The 14,674-nt window shown below is 64.7% G+C and carries 10 protein-coding genes and 1 pseudogene; 8 read left to right on the forward strand and 3 right to left on the reverse strand.

The genetic code is table 11. The features are described from left to right. Positions 1-71 precede the first annotated feature (71 nt). Both SLW74_RS15860 and SLW74_RS15865 read left to right on the forward strand, forming a co-directional pair. On the forward strand, positions 72-902 hold the full coding sequence (locus SLW74_RS15860; protein ID WP_410929448.1) for a DUF4892 domain-containing protein: 831 nt from the start codon (positions 72-74) through the stop codon (positions 900-902). Between the two features lie 122 nt (positions 903-1,024). Continuing rightward, positions 1,025-2,077 carry an AI-2E family transporter gene (locus tag SLW74_RS15865; RefSeq protein ID WP_065986311.1) on the forward strand — a complete coding sequence of 351 codons (1,053 nt, stop codon included), beginning with the start codon at positions 1,025-1,027 and terminating at the stop codon, positions 2,075-2,077. A gap of 56 nt (positions 2,078-2,133) precedes the next feature. On the opposite strand, the gene xopAW is transcribed toward SLW74_RS15865, so the two are convergent. The 3 genes and pseudogenes from xopAW to SLW74_RS15880 form a co-directional block, all read right to left on the reverse strand. Further along, entirely contained in the window at positions 2,134-2,934 is an 801-nt protein-coding gene (xopAW, locus tag SLW74_RS15870) for a XopAW family type III secretion system calcium-binding effector (protein ID WP_410929449.1), read from the reverse strand. Positions 2,935-3,223: 289 nt separating this feature from the next. Next, complete coding sequence (locus SLW74_RS15875) at positions 3,224-4,303, reverse strand: sensor histidine kinase (protein WP_192136171.1); 1,080 nt, start codon at positions 4,301-4,303, stop codon at positions 3,224-3,226. After that, a pseudogene (locus SLW74_RS15880) lies at positions 4,300-5,052 on the reverse strand (response regulator). The gene SLW74_RS15875 and the pseudogene SLW74_RS15880 overlap by 4 nt, the downstream one beginning before the upstream one ends. 1,036 nt (positions 5,053-6,088) lie before the next feature. On the opposite strand from SLW74_RS15880, the gene kdpF reads away from it, so the two are divergent. The 6 genes from kdpF (at position 6,089) to SLW74_RS15910 (ending at position 14,236) form a co-directional block, all read left to right on the forward strand. Beyond that, the gene (gene kdpF / locus SLW74_RS15885; RefSeq protein ID WP_037009437.1) at positions 6,089-6,184 is read left to right on the forward strand and encodes a K(+)-transporting ATPase subunit F; all 96 of its coding nucleotides are present in this window, start codon (positions 6,089-6,091) and stop codon (positions 6,182-6,184) included. 5 nt (positions 6,185-6,189) lie between these two features. Further along, complete coding sequence (gene kdpA, locus SLW74_RS15890; protein ID WP_192136013.1) at positions 6,190-7,884, forward strand: potassium-transporting ATPase subunit KdpA; 1,695 nt, start codon at positions 6,190-6,192, stop codon at positions 7,882-7,884. 10 nt (positions 7,885-7,894) lie between these two features. Next, the gene (gene kdpB, locus SLW74_RS15895) at positions 7,895-9,991 is read left to right on the forward strand and encodes a potassium-transporting ATPase subunit KdpB (RefSeq protein WP_410929450.1); all 2,097 of its coding nucleotides are present in this window, start codon (positions 7,895-7,897) and stop codon (positions 9,989-9,991) included. Between the two features lie 64 nt (positions 9,992-10,055). Beyond that, entirely contained in the window at positions 10,056-10,622 is a 567-nt protein-coding gene (gene kdpC / locus SLW74_RS15900; protein ID WP_410929457.1) for a potassium-transporting ATPase subunit KdpC, read from the forward strand. 203 nt (positions 10,623-10,825) lie between these two features. After that, the gene (locus SLW74_RS15905) at positions 10,826-13,483 is read left to right on the forward strand and encodes a DUF4118 domain-containing protein (RefSeq protein ID WP_410929451.1); all 2,658 of its coding nucleotides are present in this window, start codon (positions 10,826-10,828) and stop codon (positions 13,481-13,483) included. Between the two features lie 63 nt (positions 13,484-13,546). Beyond that, a complete protein-coding gene (locus SLW74_RS15910) occupies positions 13,547-14,236 on the forward strand; it encodes a response regulator (RefSeq protein WP_410929452.1) in 690 nt (229 codons plus the stop codon). Positions 14,237-14,674: the final 438 nt, after the last annotated feature.

Below are 14,674 nucleotides of genomic sequence, written 5' to 3' on the forward strand. Positions count from 1 at the left end.
CGCCTCACCGTTTTATTTTCATGCTCGCCGCGCGTTGTCGCGGCTTTGTTTTGCCTGCCGATTGCCCTGCCATGAGCGCATCCATCACGTTCACCCATGCGCTGGCCCTGACGTTGCTGCTCACCGGGCTCAGCGCCGTTACCCAGGCGGCTGACGTTCCCGGCAGTCAGGACTTGCCCAATCTGCCGCGACTGGAAGACGCGGAAATCGTCGATTATCGGCCTGCCGTTGAGCTGGAACGCATCTACCCGCTGGGCTCGATCCGCAAGATCAGCGGCCAGCTGCGCTTCGACGGGCAGGTGGCCGCGCGCGGCAACGTTACCGCCATCACCTACCAATTACCGGTCGAGCACAGCGCCGACGAAGCGTTCACCGCCGCCCGTGAAGCGCTGCAGCAGCAGGGCGCGCAGTTGCTGTTCTGGTGCCAGGCGCGGGATTGCGGCGAAAGCAGCCTGTGGGCCAACGAGGTGTTCGGCAACGCCAAGCTGTATGGCGCCGACAACGGCCAGTCCTATTTGCTGTTGCGCCTGGCCGCCCCGGCGGACAACACCCTCGTGGCGTTGTACGGCATCACCCGTGGCAACCGCCGGGCGTTCCTGCACGTCGAGCAATTTCAATCGGGCACGCCGCTGGGGGAGTTGCTGCCGACGTCCGCGACCCTGTTGCGCGAGCTGAAAAGCACCGGCGAGCTGGAGCTGCCGATGCTGACCGCAGAGCCGCAGGAGCCCTGGATCACCTTGCTGTCACGGGGTTTGAATCTGGACAGTACCTTGCGCGTGACGCTGTCCGGTGAGCAGCGCGAGGCATGGCGCCAGGCGCTGGTGGGCAAAGGCGTGCGGGCTGCACGGCTGGAAGCGGGCGATCGGAAAGAACCCGGCCTGACCCTCGAACTCATCCGCTGAGGCGGGCTCTATTCCTGTCTTGAAAAACTGACCTGGCTGTCGGGATGGGGCGGGCTGCGTGCCAGGCCACCCTGTTCGCCGGTATGCTCAGCGGATTCGACCCCTCTTTTGCGGAATGACCGATGTTCAATAACGATCGCCTGTTGGTGCAGATCCTCCTGCTCGCGCTGCTGGGCGCCTGCCTGTGGGTAATGGCGCCGTTCTGGTCGGCGCTGTTCTGGGGCGCGGTGCTGGCGTTCGCCAGTTGGCCGCTGATGCGTCTGCTGACCCGTGCGCTCAAGGGGCGGGAATCCCTCGCGGCGGCGATTCTGACCCTGGGCTGGATGGTGCTGGTGCTCGCGCCGCTGGTCTGGCTGGGTTTCAATCTGGCGGATCACGTGCGCGATGCAACGGCGTTCGTCAAGGACGTGCAAGTGGACGGGCTGCCCGATCCACCTACCTGGCTGGCGGGCGTTCCGCTGGTGGGCGAGCGGCTGGTGGGTTACTGGAACACCATCGACCAACAGGGCGCGGCGTTGCTGGTCAGCGTCCGGCCTTATCTGGGTCAGGTCGGCAACTGGCTGCTGGCGCGCAGTGCGCAAATCGGCGGCGGCATTCTTGAGCTGACCCTGAGCATCGTCTTCGTGTTTTTTTTCTACCGCGACGGGCCCCGCGTGGCGGCATTCGTGCTCAGTCTGCTGGAGCGGCTGATCGGCGATCGCGCGCAGTACTACCTCGATCTGGTGGCCGGCACGGTGCAGCGGGTGGTCAACGGTGTGATCGGCACGGCGGCGGCGCAGGCTGTGCTGGCCTTGATCGGCTTTCTGATTGCCGGCGTGCCGGGCGCGTTGGTGCTGGGGATCGGGACCTTCCTGCTGAGCCTTGTGCCCATGGGCCCACCGTTGATCTGGATACCGGCCACGGCGTGGCTGGCCTGGAGAGGCGATTACGGCATGGCAATTTTTCTCGGCCTGTGGGGCACGTTCATCGTCAGTGGCGTCGATAACGTGCTCAAGCCGTATCTGATCAGCCGCGGCGGGAATTTGCCGTTGGTGATTGTCTTGCTGGGGGTGTTTGGCGGGCTGCTGGCATTCGGCTTCATCGGTCTGTTCATCGGCCCGACGCTGCTGGCGGTGGCCTACAGCTTGCTGCTGGACTGGGTCGCAGACAATCGCGCGCGGCAGCCGGTCAAGTAAATCGAAGCGCACAAAAAAACCGCCACCGGGCTGAGCTCGGGGGCGGTTTTTTTTCGTCAGGCCGAGGTGCTGACGTATTTGCCGGACGTGGCGCTGCCATTGAGGTTGTAGCGGTCACTGAGGGCCGCAATCATGCGGTTCAGTGCCTCAGTGGGCTGGGTGGTGGTGTGCGAAGTGGATGTTTGCGTCGAGGCGGTCTGGCTGCTGGAGGACGAGGCGCTGGTGGAATTCGTCGTGCCCTGCAAGGCGCTGGTCAGCTCGGCGGCAGTGATGCTGCCGTCACTGTCGCTGTCCAGGCTGCTGAACAGGTCGCTGGTGTCTTGCGCAGGCTGCGGAGGTGGCGGTTGTTGGGTCTGCAGGGTGGCGGTCAGTTCGTCGAGGCTGACGGTGCCGTCCTTGTTGGTGTCCAGGGCATCGAACACTTTATTGCTGTCGGCGCTGCTGTCTGAACTGCTCAACGCCGTGGTCAGTTCAGCGCTGCTCACCGTCCCGTCGCCGTCGCTGTCCAGCGCACTCAGCAGGTTCTGCGCGTCGTCCTCCGCGGAGCTGGCGTCCATTTGCATCGGCGGAGGCGGCGGTGGCGTCAGCGCGGCCAGTTCGTCGGCGTCGAGGCTGTCGTCGTCATTGCTGTCGAGATCGCCGAACGCCTTGCTCAGGCTGACGGTGATGCCGTCTTTGGAATCCGACGAAAGCGCCGAGCTCAGCTCGTCCTTGTCGACGCTGCCGTCACCGTTGGCGTCGAGTTTCTTCAGTAAATCGTCGGCAAACTTCTTGCTGTTGGCGGTGCTGGTGGTGCTGCTCGTGCTGGCACTGTTGTAACTGGAATAACGGCTGCTGCCGCTGACGCCTGTGATCATCGGACTGACTCCCCATCAGATGGATAATGCCGGGGCGGTGCTCCGGCTTATGCAGCGTCCGGGCGAGGCGTGTCCTGGGTGTGTTGGGTTTGTACCGCCGAGCGTACGTGAGGCTTGCGTCAGGCTTCGCTCAGTAGGACCGGCTTCAGCCGGGAAGGGGGCCAGTCCGAACACCGTCATATTTGCGGTGTGACGCCTGACGAATTCCCGGCTAAAGCCGGTCCTACACTAAGTTCGATCGCCAGCACCACCGAACGCACCCGGTCCCATCGCTTATGACGAAGTCGAGTCAGGTTCGCGGCAGATCCAGCACGGCGGTCAAACCGCCGCCGGGTGTTTGTTCGAGGCGCAGGTCGCCGCCCATTCGGCGTGCGGCTTCCCGGGCGATGGTCATGCCGATGCCGACACCACCCGAGTTGCGATTGCGCGAACTCTCGACGCGATAAAAGGGTTCGAACACCACTTCACGCAGGTCTTCGGGAATACCGGGGCCGTGATCGATGACGCTGACCCGCAGGCGATCGCTGGCGTCTTCGATCTCCACCCGCGCATGCCCGGCGTAACGCAGGGCGTTGTCGATGAGGTTGTTCAGGCACGAACGCAGGGCCATGGGCTGGGATCTCAGCGGCCGGCAGGTGCCGCTCGCCTGGATGTCGTCGCCGTTGTCCTGGGCGTTTTCCGCCAGGGATTCGATCAGCGCCTGCACGTCGAAATACTGCAGCGCTTCGCTGGTGCGCTGTTCGTTGAGGTAGGTCAGGGTCGCGTCGAGCATGCCGATCATGTCGTTGAGGTCCTGGCTCATCTGCCCGTGCAGCCGCGGTTCGTCGATCTGCTCGACCCGCAGTTTCAGGCGCGCGAGGGGCGTGCGCAGGTCATGGGAGACGGCGGCGAGCATGCGCCCGCGCTGTCGCACCTGTTCGCGAATGCGCTCCTGCATCAGGTTGAACGCCTGCGCCGCCTGACGTGCCTCGCGCGGGCCATTGGCGGCCAGCGGCGGGCTGTCGAGGTTTTCGCTGAGGCGCTCGGCGGCTTCGCTCAATCGGCGGATCGGCCGGCTCAAAGCCTTGGCGCCGAACCAGGCGGCGAGCACCAGGCTGATCAGCTGGAACAATAAGGGCACCAGCGGAATGCCCAGTAGTGGCGGGCGACAACGCGGTGGGTAAGGGCGCCGGTCGTCCTCGTCGGTTGCAGCGTTGCGTTCAGGTGGCGGCTGCATCTGGCTGGCCATGGGCCGGTCGCAGTTGGGCGGAGGCGGCATGCGCGGCCCGTAGTAGTGAAACCAGACGAACGCCAGCAGGTGGGCGAGGACGATCGCCAGCAGCGCCCCGCCAAACAGCCGGGCAAACAGGGTGTCGGCCGAGCGGATCAACCAATCTCCCGGGCGTCGAACATGTAGCCTTCGCCGCGCACGGTTTTGATCAGTTGCGGCGATTTCGGGTCATCGCCGAGCTTCTGGCGCAGGCGCGAGACGAGCAGGTCGATGCTGCGATCAAACGCTTCGATGGAGCGTCCGCGGGCCGCGTCGAGCAGTTGTTCGCGGTTGAGCACGCGGCGCGGCCGTTAGAGAAAGACTCTCAGCAGGCGGAATTCGGCGTTGGACAAGGGCACGACGAGGCCGTCCGGCGCGGTGAGTTGGCGCAGGACGCTGTTCAGGCGCCAGTTGTCGAAGCGCAGGGTGGTGCGTTCTTCTGTGCGGTCGTCGCGCACGCGGCGCAGGATGGTCTGGATGCGGGCGACGAGTTCGCGTGGCTCGAAGGGTTTGGCCATGTAGTCGTCAGCGCCCAGTTCCAGGCCGATGATGCGGTCGGTGGGTTCGCAGCGGGCGGTGAGCATGAGGATGGGGATGTCGGAGGTGCTGCGCAGCCAGCGGCAGAGGGAGAGGCCGTCTTCGCCGGGGAGCATGAGGTCGAGGACGACGACGTCGTAGGTGTCTTCGGTGAGGGCCAGGCGCATGGCGTTGCCGTCGGTGACGCCGGTGCTGTGGATGTTGAAGCGGGCGAGGTAGTCGCAGAGCAGTTCGCGGATGGGGATGTCGTCGTCGACGATGAGGGCGCGGGTGTTCCAGCGGCGCTCTTCGCTTGGCGCGGTGGCGGTGGGGCTGTCGGGTGTTGTCTGCATGGTGCTGCCGCCGTGTGGTGCCGCCGATTGGGCCGCGGGTAGGAGTCGACGCTGCCATGCTACTTCGCTGGCGAGCGGGGCGGAAGGGTGAGGGGGGCAGGTGTCGGTGGATTGTCTTGAATGTATCAAGACCGGTACATCGGCGGTGTGGCTCAGAACGATCAGAAGCGTCGGCCTAACGGCCTCGGGTTTCGCCTTCGGCGAGTTACTTGGAAAAGCACCCCAAGTAACCAAGGGTGCTTGCTCCTGGTTGGGCCCCTCGTTCCTCGGGGTTCCTTCACTCCGGTCTCGCTCCGTGGGCCCGCGCCGAACGGGCATCCATGCCCTGACGGCGCTCTCGCGGCATCCATGCCGCTCGGCCCACTGCGCAAAACCTGCGTTCAGCCTGCACCCAAGTCGCGATGGGTGTCGTCTGGACGTCTTGCGTATGAAGATCAAGATCAAGATCAAGATCTAAAGCGAATCAACGGCTTCCCGGCTGAAGCCGGTCCTACAGTCGAGGTCACCGCCAATCCCAATGTACGCATGCGGTGCCTTTGTAGGACTGGCTTTAGCCGGGAAGCTTTTGATCTGCTTTCGCTTTTGGCTTTTGATCTCCATACACAGAAGGTTCAAACACCGCCAAACGCGACTTGGGTGCAGGCCGAACGTAGACGACGTGCAGTGGGTCGAGCCGCATGGATGCGGCGAGAGCGCCGTCAGGACATGGATGTCCGTTCGGCGCGGGCCCACGGAGCGTCGTCGGAGTGAGGGAACCCGACGAAGTCGGGCCAAACCAGGAGCAGGCACCCTTGGTTACTTGGGGTGCTTTTCCAAGTAACTCGCCGGAGGCGAAACAGCAGGCCGTTAGGCCGCCCCATAACAACAGCCCACACAAATAACGGATATGCCTACGGTGTAAAGCTTCTAAACGCCCTGATTTATTCACTCTTTACGCTTTCTTTATGCCCCCCGACCCCCGTCGCTCTCGTTCCTTTACACCCCCACTGAACACAATTGCCCCACACGGCAGTCGCCGTATGACGGAGAGTTTTTCATGAGCGTTCTGGATGGGGTGTCACTGCTGCTCGCAGCAGGGTTATTTGTTTACTTGCTGGTCGCGCTCCTGCGCGCCGGCCGGGTCGAGGAGTAACGGACATGCACGGTTACGACTACCTGCTGATACTGGCGTTTTTCGCCTTGGTGCTACTGCCCGCGCCGCTGCTGGGACGGTTCTACTACAACGTCATGGAAGGCCAACGCACCTTCCTGACCCCGGTCATGGGCCCGGTCGAGCGCATCTGCTATCGCCTGTCCGGCGTCGACCCCACCGTCGAACACAACTGGAAAACCTACACAATCGCCCTGCTGGCCTTCAACCTGGCCGGGTTCGTCGTCCTGTTCGCCATCCTGCTCCTGCAAGGCTCGCTGCCCCTCAACCCACAGGGCCTGCCGGGCATGGAGTGGTCGCTGGCGTTCAACACCACCATGAGCTTCGTCACCAACACCAACTGGCAGAGCTACAGCGGCGAAGCGTCCCTGAGCTACCTGAGCCAGATGGCCGGCCTGACCGTGCAAAACTTCGTCAGCGCCGCCACCGGCATCGCCGTGCTGGTCGCGTTTTGCCGCGGCATCAGCCGTCGCTCGACGCAGCACCTGGGCAACTTCTGGGCAGACATGACCCGCGCCACCCTCTACGGCCTGCTGCCGCTGTGCCTGGTACTGGCGCTGCTGCTGGTGTGGCAAGGCGTGCCGCAAACGTTCGCCCATTACGTGGACGCCGTGACCCTGCAAGGCACCGACCAGACCATTCCCCTGGGCCCGGCCGCCAGCCAGATTGCGATCAAGCAACTGGGCACCAACGGCGGTGGCTTCTTCGGCGTCAACTCGGCGCATCCGTTCGAGAACCCGACCATCTGGAGCAACCTGTTCGAGCTGGTGTCGATCATCCTGATTCCGGTGGCGCTGGTGTTCACCTTCGGCCATTACGTCAAGGACATGCGCCAGAGCCGCGCGATCATCGCCTGCATGCTGGCGCTGTTCCTGATCGGCGGCGCGACGGCAATGTGGTCCGAATACCAGCCCAACCCTGCGCTGAACATTGCGTCGGTCGAGCAGGCCGCGCCCATGGAAGGTAAGGAAACCCGCTTTGGCACCACGGCCACCGTGCTCTGGGCGGCGACCACCACGGCGGCGTCCAACGGTTCGGTCAACGGCATGCATGACAGCCTCAACCCGCTCACCGGGATGATCGCTCTGGCCAACATGATGGTCGGCGAAGTGATCTTCGGCGGCGTCGGCGCAGGCCTCTACGGCATGTTGCTGAACGTGCTGATCGCGGTGTTCCTCGCCGGCCTGATGATCGGCCGCACCCCGGAATACCTCGGCAAGAAGCTGCAGGCCCGTGAGGTCAAGTTGCTGGTGGCGACATTGATCGTGATGCCGGTCGGCGTGCTGGTGTTCGGCGCGCTGGCGGCGACCTTGCCCGGCCCGGCAGGGGCGGTGAGCAATCCCGGCGCCCACGGTTTCAGTCAGTTGCTCTACGCCTACACCTCGGCGACCGCCAACAACGGTTCGGCCTTCGGCGGCTTCAGCGCCAACACCACCTTCCATAACCTGATGTTGGGCCTGTCGATGTTCATTGGCCGCTTCGGCTACATCCTGCCGGTGCTGGCGCTGGCCGGCAGTCTGGCGGCGAAGAAGAGCTCGCCGCTGGGCCAGAACAGCTTCCCGACCCACGGCCCGCTGTTCGTCACCCTGCTGACCGTGACCATCTTGCTCGTGGGTGGCCTGACGTTCCTGCCGACCCTGGCACTGGGACCGATTGCCGAACACTTGAGCCTGGGCTTCTGAGGACCACACCATGAACATGCAAGCCCCCGTAACAAAGAGCCCGGACAGTAAAATTCCGGCCAGCAAGGCCACAAACCACGACGCGCAGCCCGTCGCGGCCAAGACCGGTCTTGCCGCCCTGTGGCGCCCGGCGCTGGTGCAGGCGTTCGTCAAGCTCGACCCGCGCCAGTTGCACCGTGCGCCGGTGATGCTGGTGGTCGAACTGACCGCGATTCTGACCACCGTGCTGTGCCTGATCCCTGACCCGGCGGTGCCAACGTCTGTCGCCGTGCAGATCGCGATCTGGCTGTGGTTCACCGTGTTGTTCGCCAACTTCGCCGAAGCCTTGGCCGAGGGTCGCGGCAAGGCCCGCGCCGACAGCCTGAAAGCCGGCAGTGAAGGCCTGAAAGCGCGGATCCAGGGCGCAAACGGCAGTTACGAGATGGTCAACGCCGCCACCCTGCGCAAGGGCGATGTGGTCCGCGTCGAAGCCGGGGAGCTGATCCCGGGCGACGGCGAGGTCATCGAAGGCATCGCGGCGGTCAACGAAGCGGCGATCACCGGTGAGTCTGCGCCGGTGATTCGCGAGTCCGGCGGCGACCGTTCGGCCGTCACCGGCAACACCCGTCTGGTGTCCGACTGGCTGCTGGTGCGGATCAGCGCCAACCCCGGCGAGTCGACCCTGGACCGCATGATCGCGCTGGTCGAAGGTGCCAAACGGCAGAAGACCCCCAACGAAGTGGCCCTCGACATTCTGCTGATCGGCCTGACCCTGATCTTCCTACTGGTGGTCGTCACCCTGCAGCCGTTCGCGCATTTTGCCGGCGGTAACCTGCCGCTGGTGTTCCTCGTGGCGCTGCTGGTGACCCTGATTCCGACCACCATCGGCGGCCTGCTCTCGGCCATCGGTATTGCCGGCATGGACCGCCTGGTGCGCCTTAACGTGATCGCAAAATCCGGCCGCGCGGTGGAAGCGGCGGGTGACGTGCACGTGCTGCTGCTGGACAAGACCGGCACCATCACGTTCGGCAACCGTCGTTGCGCGGCGGTGTATGCCGCGCCGGGCGTGACGCCGAAAGAGCTGAGCGAAGGCACACTGCTGGCCTCGCTGGCCGATGACACGGCTGAAGGCAAGTCCATCGTCGAATACCTGCGCGGGCAGCACCCGATGACCGAGCCGGCGCCAAGCCAGCTGACGGCGGTGCCGTTCACGGCGGAAACCCGTCTGTCTGGCGTCGATTTCGAGGGCCGTGTGTACCGCAAGGGCGCCGTGGACTCGCTGCTGAAATTCCTCGGCCGTGACCGCAGCGACCTGCCGCCGGTGCTGGCGCGGGAAATCGACAAGATCGCCAAGACCGGTGGCACGCCGTTGCTGGTCTGCGGCGACGGCAAACTGCTGGGCGCGATTCACCTCAAGGACGTGGTCAAGCCGGGCATTCGCGAGCGTTTTGAGGAGCTGCGCAAACTGGGCATTCGCACGGTCATGGTCACCGGCGACAACCCGCTGACGGCTGCAGCGATTGCGGCAGAAGCCGGCGTCGATGACGTGCTGGCCGAAGCCACTCCCGAGAAGAAACTGGAGCGCATCCGTCAGGAACAGAACGACGGGCGTCTGGTGGCGATGTGCGGCGACGGCGCCAACGACGCGCCGGCGCTGGCCCAGGCCGACGTCGGTATGGCCATGAACGACGGCACCCAGGCAGCGCGTGAAGCTGCCAACATGGTCGATCTCGACAGCGACCCGACCAAGCTGCTGGACGTGGTGCAGATCGGCAAGGAATTGCTGGTGACCCGCGGTGCCCTGACGACCTTTTCCATCGCCAACGACGTGGCCAAGTACTTCGCCATCCTGCCGGCGCTGTTCGCGGCCATTTACCCGCAACTGGGCGTGCTCAACATCATGCACCTGGCCAGCCCGCAGAGCGCGATTCTGTCGGCCATCGTCTTCAACGCGCTGATCATTGTCGTGCTGATCCCGCTGGCGCTGCGCGGTGTCCGGGTGCAGGCCGCCAGCGCGGCGCATCTGCTGCGCCGCAACCTGTTGGTCTATGGCCTCGGCGGGCTGGTCGTGCCGTTCGTGGGTATCAAGGTGATCGACCTGCTGCTGACCGCTCTGCACCTGGTTTAACCCGTTGATCGCGCCGCGTGGTGATGATCCCGCGCGGCGCTCACTTCGAAATGAGGATTGAATGATGTCCAGCGTATTGCGTCCGGCCGTGAGCCTGATCGTTCTGATGACCCTGATCACCGGCGTGGCTTACCCGTTGGTGGTGACCGGTTTCGCCCAAGTGGCGTTTCCGGATCAGGCCAACGGCAGCCTGGTCTACGACGACCATGAAAAGGTGCGCGGCTCCGAGTTGATCGCACAGAATTTCACCGGCGAAGAATGGTTTCACCCGCGTCCCTCTGCCGGCGCCTATGCCACCGTGGCCAGCGGCGCGAGCAACCTGGCGCCGAGCAATCCGGCGCTGGCGACGCGAGTGACCGAGGACGCCGCCAAGGAAAAAGTCGACAGCCAGGGCCCGGTACCGTTGAACCTGCTGACCACCTCCGGCAGCGGCCTGGACCCGCATCTGTCGCCAGCCGCGGCGCGATACCAGGTGGCCCGCATCGCCGCGGCGCGTAACCTGTCGCGCGAGTCGGTGCAGAAGCTGGTGGCGGACAGCACCCAGACTTCGCTGATCGGACCGCCGGTGGTGAACGTGCTGGACTTGAATCTGGGTCTGGATCGGTTACCGTCTGGCAAGGCCGTGAACTGACCCCGCTGGCGTGATCTGCTGTAGGAGCGTGGCTTGTCCCGCGATCGGCTGCGCGGCAGTCGTAAAACAGACGCGTGGTGCATCAGCTTGATTCGATGAATCGGGTTTGCTGCCGGTACCCGGCAGATCGCGGGACAAGCCACGCTCCTACAATGCCGCCCACCAACGATCAACCGTCATCCAATGGATCAGGACAATTTTCCGTGAATTCAACCACCCGCGCCGACGCTTTGCTGGTCAATCTTCCCCGGGACGATCGCGGGCGGCTGAAGGTGTTTCTTGGCGCGGCGCCTGGCGTGGGCAAGACCTACGCCATGCTCCAGGCCGCGCACACGCAGATGCGTCAGGGCGTTTCGCTGCTGGCCGGGGTCGTCGAGACCCACGGCCGTGCCGAGACCGAAGCGCTGCTGGGCGGTTTGCCGCAGCAACCGATGCTGCGTTCCGAGTACCGCGGCGTCATGCTCGAAGAGATGGACCTGGACGGTCTGCTCGCAGCGAAACCCAAACTGGTGCTGGTCGACGAACTCGCCCACAGCAACGCGCCGGGCAGTCGCCACGCCAAGCGCTGGCAGGACATTCAGGAACTGCTCTCGGCGGGGATCGACGTCTACACCACGGTCAACGTTCAGCACCTGGAAAGCCTCAATGATCAGGTGCGCGGCATCACCGGCGTGCAAGTGCGCGAAACGCTGCCGGACTGGGTGTTGCAGGAAGCCTACGAACTAGTGCTGATCGACCTGCCGCCCCGGGAGTTGCTGGAGCGGCTGCGCGACGGCAAGGTCTACGTGCCGGAGCAGGCCCGCGCCGCCATCGATGCCTTTTTCACCCAGACCAACCTCACCGCGCTGCGGGAAATGGCCATGCAAACCGCCGCCGCCCAAGTGGACAACGACCTGGCGCTGGGCTACCGGCAGTTGGGTCAAGCGGCGCCGGCCGTGCGCGGTCGTCTGCTGGTGGGGATCGACGGCGACGCCCAGGCCGAACGGCTGGTGCGCCATGCCAGTCGTGTCGCGCAACGTCGGCATCTGCCGTGGAGTCTGGTGCACGTCGACAACGGGCGCTTTTTCGACGAACTGGCCCGCGGCCGTTTGCAGAACGCCCAGCAGCTCGCCGAACGCCTCGGCGGGGAAGTGGTGGTGCTGCGCGCGCCGGAAGTGGGGAAGACGCTGATTCAGCACGCCACCGAACGCCGCGCCAGTCTGGTGCTGGTGGGCCAGTCGCGGCCTTCGCTGCGCCGTCGGGTGTTGGGCGGCGGGTTGGCGTCGCGTCTGCTGCGCAATGCCCACGGCCTGGAAATCAACGTGCTCGACAGCGAATCGCGTCCCGATCAGGCGCAGTCCACCTCGCCGCGCAATCTGGTCTGGTTCGATTACGCCCTGGCGCTGTTCGCCACGGTCGGCGCCAGCGCCCTGGCCTGGGCGGTGTCCAGTTGGCTGGCGCTGCCAAACATCTCTCTGGTGTTTCTCGCCGCCGTGCTGCTGGTGGCCGTGCGCAGCAGCGTCGGCCCGGCGATGGTCTGTTCGGTGCTGTCGTTTCTGGCGTATGACTTTCTGTTCATTCCACCGAATTTTTCCCTGAGCATCCAGCGCGAAGAAGACGTGCTGACGCTGCTGTTCTTCCTGTTGATGGCCGCGCTGACCGGCAATCTCGCCGCTCGTCAGCGTCGCCAGTTGCAAGCGCTGCGCGACACCCAGGAGGAAACCAGCGAACTGCTCGACCTGTCACGCCGCCTGACCGCCGCCACCGATCGCCAGGCGGTGCTCAGTGCGGCCGATCATCATCTGGCCGGCTGGAGCGAGTTGCAGCTGTGCGTCCTGGACAACGACCGCGAGCAGGGCTGGCAGGTGGAAGTCGGCGGGCCCCTGGAGTTTTCCGAGTTCGAGCGCGCGGCGGCGGACTGGGCCTGGCAGCACGGGCAACCGGCGGGCAAGGGCACCGGCACGCTGCCGTCGGGGAGTTGGTGGTGGCTGCCGTTGTGGGTGGACGATGCGCCGCTGGCCTTGCTGGGGATTCGTGCGAAACAGGGCCAGACTTTTACACCTCAGCGTCGACGGTTGCTCACGGCGCTGAGTCAGCCACTGGGTCAGGCCCTGGCCCGGGCGCGTCTGGCCGAAGACCTGGAAGCCGCGCGTTTGCATGGCGAGACCGAACAACTGCGCAGCGCCTTGCTGGCCTCGGTGTCCCACGACCTGCGCACGCCGCTGACCGCCATGCGCGGCAGCATCGACAGCCTGCTGGCGCTGGGCGAGGCGATTCCGCTGGAAGACCGCCGCGAGTTGCTCGAAGGCACCCGCGACGAGGCCGAGCGCCTGGACCGTTACATTCAGAACCTGCTGGACATGACGCGCCTCGGCCACGGCGCGCTGAAGCTGGCGCGTGACTGGGTCTCGCCGGGTGACATCGTCGGCAGCGCACTCAATCGCCTTCGCGCCGTCCTCGCGCCGCTGCAGGTCATGACCCAATTGCCAGCAGAGCTGCCGCTGCTGTATGTCCACGCCGCGCTGATCGAGCAAGCGTTGATCAACGTAATCGAAAACGCCGCGCGCTTTTCGCCGGTCAATGGCCGTCTGCAGATGGCGGTCAGTGCGCAGAACGAAGAGATCGTCTTTGCCGTCAGCGATGAGGGGCCGGGAATCCCGGAGAGCGAACGGGCGAAGATTTTCGACATGTTCTACACCGCCGCGCGGGGTGACCGAGGCGGGCAGGGCACGGGGCTGGGGCTGGCGATCTGTCAGGGCATGGTCGGCGCCCATGGCGGACGGATCATCGTGGGCGATGGCATCGACGGTCGCGGCACCTGTATCAGTCTGCATTTGCCGCTGCAGGCGCAGCCTGAAGCGGAAATGGACCAGGCGGTCTGAAACCGTTTTGCGCTACGCTGACGGACCTTTGTGACGGCCCTTTTTTCTAATGACAGGACACCCATGAGCCAGACGGCGACCATTCTGGTGATCGATGACGAGCCGCAGATCCGCAAATTCCTGCGCATCAGCCTCGCGTCACAAGGCTACAAAGTGCTGGAAGCCGGGACCGGCAACGACGGCCTGACCCAGGCCGCACTGAATAAACCCGACTTGCTGGTGCTCGACCTGGGCCTGCCGGACATGGACGGGCAGGACGTGCTCAGCCAGTTTCGCGAATGGTCGTCGGTGCCGGTGCTGGTGCTGTCGGTGCGTGCCAGCGAGGGCGAGAAAGTTCGCGCGCTGGACGCCGGTGCCAACGATTACGTGACCAAGCCATTCGGCATTCAGGAGTTCCTGGCGCGGATTCGTTCGCTGTTGCGCCAGGCGCCGGACGGCGGCCAAGTGGAGTCGGCGGTGCTCATTGGCCCGCTGAACATTGACCTGGCCTATCGGCGGGTGTCCCTGGGCGATGTGGAAGTCGCCCTGACCCGCAAGGAATACGCGGTGCTGGCGCAACTGGCGCGGCATCCCGGTCGGGTCATCACCCAGCAGCAACTGCTCAAGGACATCTGGGGCCCGACCCATGTCGAAGACACCCATTACCTGCGCATCGTGGTGGGGCACCTGCGCCAGAAACTCGGCGACGACCCCGCCGCACCACAGTACATCGTCACCGAGGCGGGGGTTGGGTATCGGTTGGTGAATGGGTGAAGCATCGTTTTCCCCCGATCGGCCGCGTACACCTGCGGGATTGACAGTGACCTCGACTGTGGAACCGGGTTTAGCCGGGAATCCGTTAGAGGTCACACCGCGTGATTGATGGTGGTCATGCGGGCCTCTTACCGGCTGAAGCCGGTCCTACTCAGGTATTGCGTCCAGTCTGCGAGTGGCGTTGACCTCGACCGTGGGGCCGGCTTTAGCCGGGAAAGCGTTGGAGGTCACACTGCGTGATTGATGGTGGTCATGCGGGCCTCATCCCGGCTGAAGCCGGTCCTACTAAAGCATCGCGTACACCTGCGGGACTGGCATTGACCTCGACTGTAATTGGATGGACTCGCCCAAGCCGAGGCGTCAGTAGCGCCACGGTGGCATTCTTAAGAAGCCAACGACAGCGAGGGCGAGCCCATGAAAAAGCATACGATCAAAAGT

It is taken from the genome of Pseudomonas sp. W5-36 (assembly GCF_046540455.1).
Classification (GTDB): Bacteria; Pseudomonadota; Gammaproteobacteria; order Pseudomonadales; family Pseudomonadaceae; genus Aquipseudomonas; species Aquipseudomonas graminis_B.